Raw genomic sequence first — 1887 nt, 5'->3', positions numbered from 1 at the left:
GTTTCAGCCAGGATTGCCGGGTCGAATTTGGCAACATAGGCATCCACCCCCACGCTGGAACCCATGGCCTTGTTGGCATTGGACGACAGCGAGGAGTGCATGATAACCGGGATGCCTTTGAAGCGGACATCGGATTTGATCAGCTTGGTCAGCACATAGCCGTCCATCTCCGGCATTTCCGCATCCACCAGAATGATCTTCAGGTAATCGTGCAGGCACTCGTCCTCACCCCAGGTGCGGCTGGCCAGTACCTGCAGGCGCTCCCAGGCTTCGCGGCCATTGGTGGCCTGCTGGAACTTGATGCCCATCTTCTCCAGCACGCTGGTGATTTCCTTGCGGGCCACCACCGAATCATCCACGAAGAACAGGTACTGGTCGCTCTCCAGCTGGGCTTGCGGAATTTCCGGCAGACGCGGTTCGCCCACCACCGTGGCCAGGATCTGCTCCACGTCCAGGATGGAAACCAGCTTGCCGTCTTCCAGCTCGGTGATGGCGGTGATCAGGTTGGAGTTGGTGGCGCTGCTGTTCATCATGTTTTCCGGGGCGCGCACGCGGTCCCAGTCCACCCGGATGATGCGGTCCACCGAATCCACCAGGAAAGCCTGGGTACTCTTGTTGAATTCGGTGACGATCATGGTGTCGAACTTGCGGCCGCTTTGCTCGGAGCCGACAAAACGGGCCAGCGAAATCACCGGAATGATATTGCCGCGCAGCGACAGCACGCCCTGCACGCCAAAGGGCATGTTGGGGGTTTTGGTGATGGCGGGGGTCTGCGACACCTCGCGCACCTTGAATACATTGATGCCGAAGGTTTCGCGGGTACCCAGCGAAAACAGCAGGATTTCCATCTTGTTGGAGCCGGCAAGCTTGGTGCGGGCGTCCACGCTGGCAAGCAGGGATGCGTCAGTGGCTGACATATGAATACCTCTCCCGGATGAAGTCTGTTCTGGTTTAGTTGTTGGTCAGCTTGAGCATTTCGCGCAACTTCATCGACAGCTTCTGGGCTTCGAACTTGGACACATACTCATCCACGCCCACCGACTGGCCGAGCTTCTGGTTGGAGCTGCCGGACAGCGAGGAGTGCATCAGCACCGGAATGCCGGCAAAACGCGGATCGCTCTTGATCAGCTTGGTCAGCATGTAGCCATCCATTTCCGGCATTTCCACATCGGTCAGCACCAGATGCAGGGTTTCACACAAGCGCTTGCCGGAGAGTTCGGCCTGCATGGCCATTTTTTGCAGCTCTTCCCAGGCACGCATGCCGTTGATGGCGTAAGCGTATTTCACCTGCATGGCGTCCAGCGTGCGCTCGATCTGCTTGCGGGCGACGGCGGAATCGTCGGTGAAGAAGATCATGCGTTCTTCTTTCACCGGCTCGATATTGATGAAGTGATGGGAGTCGTCCACCAGCGAGGTTTCCGCCAGCACTTTTTCCACGTCCATCATCATTACCAGCGTGCCCTGATCCAGCTCGGTGACAGCGGTGACAAGGCCGGCCATGCGGTTGGTGATCATGTCCGGCGGCACGCGCATGGCAGACCAGTCCAGACGCAGGATGGTATCAACCGCCTCGACCAGGAAGCCCTGAGTGTGGCCGTTGTACTCGGTGACGATCATGATTTCGGGCTTGTTGCTGGTGACGATGCCGGCGTACTTGGCCAGGTCGATGACCGGGACCAGCGAGCCACGCAGGCTGACCATGCCTTCAACCGAGGAGGGCATTTCGGGTGCGGAAGTGATTTCGGGCGTCCGCATGACTTCGCGGACCTTGAAGACGTTGATGCCGAAGACTTCCTTCCTCCCGGTACGCTGGTCGTGACCCAGGGAGAACAGCAGGATTTCCAGCTTGTTGGTCCCTGCCAGTTTTGTTCTGGCATCGATTTTTTT

Annotated in this window: 2 protein-coding genes; both read right to left on the bottom strand. The window is 58.3% G+C overall.

The window, feature by feature from the left end; genetic code table 11:
* Positions 1-917 (bottom strand): chemotaxis protein (locus AWT75_RS20355; RefSeq protein ID WP_062791575.1); only part of this gene is annotated, 917 nt, incomplete at its 3' end.
* A 34-nt stretch (positions 918-951) separates the two neighbouring features.
* Positions 952-1887 (bottom strand): chemotaxis protein (locus AWT75_RS20350; protein ID WP_062791573.1); only part of this gene is annotated, 936 nt, incomplete at its 5' end.

This window comes from Aquitalea pelogenes (genome assembly GCF_001515305.1).
GTDB lineage: Bacteria > Pseudomonadota > Gammaproteobacteria > Burkholderiales > Chromobacteriaceae > Aquitalea > Aquitalea pelogenes.
Note: the sequence above shows the minus strand (reverse complement) of the source record. Positions and strands in the feature narration are given on the sequence as shown.